The following is a 965-nucleotide window of genomic DNA, read 5'->3' on the forward strand; positions in this document are numbered from 1 at the left end:
AGCCGACACCACCCACACCACAACATCCGACACCACACCACGCACACCAGGCCGAACAGACCCCACCGACACCACCGGAGCCTGCTCCACAATCACGTGAGCATTGGTCCCGCCCGCGCCGAATGCCGAGACGCCCGCCCGTCGGGGACGGCCGTGCTCCGGCCATGCGCGTGCCTCGGTGAGCAGGTCGATCCGACCGGCGGACCAGTCCACCTTGGGAGTGGGGGAGTCGATGTGCAGGGTGGCGGGCAGCGTCTCGTGCCGCATCGCCATGATCATCTTGATCAGTCCGGCCGCACCCGCCGCAGCCTGGGCGTGACCGATGTTCGACTTGATCGACCCCAACCACAACGGCCGATCCTCCGGCCGACCCTGACCATAGGTGGCCAACAACGCCTGCGCCTCGATGGGATCACCCAACACCGTTCCGGTGCCGTGCGCCTCAACGGCATCCACGTCGGCGGGTTCCAGGTCGGCGTCCGCCAGCGCTGCACGGATCACGCGTTCCTGCGACGGGCCGTTCGGTGCGGTGAGCCCGTTCGACGCACCGTCCTGGTTGACCGCCGACCCCCGCACCACCGCCAACACCCGATGACCCAGACGACGGGCGTCCGACAAGCGTTCCAGCAGCAAGATCCCGACGCCCTCGGACCACCCGGTGCCATCCGCATCAGCCGAGAACGACCGACAGCGCCCATCCGGCGACAAACCCCGCTGACGGGAGAACTCGATGAAGAGGCTCGGAGAGGTGTTCACGGTGACGCCGCCCGCCACCGCCAGCGAGCACTCGCCCCGCCGCAACGCCTGCGACGCCAAGTGCACCGCCACCAACGACGACGAACACGCCGTGTCCACCGTGATCTCAACCCGGCGAACACGCCGGTGTCACTGCCCCGCAACGCCGTCGGATCGATACCCCCGTCCTCGAACGCCTCCCACACCGCCTCCAACAACAAACGCTGCTG

The 965-nt window shown here is 68.3% G+C and carries 1 pseudogene; it reads right to left on the reverse strand.

Annotated features, from left to right (window positions below):
• Positions 1 to 965: pseudogene (locus OQ02_RS40640) on the reverse strand (beta-ketoacyl synthase N-terminal-like domain-containing protein); the annotation flags it as partial.

The organism is Saccharothrix sp. NRRL B-16314 (assembly GCF_000716595.1).
Classification (GTDB): Bacteria; Actinomycetota; Actinomycetes; order Mycobacteriales; family Pseudonocardiaceae; genus Actinosynnema.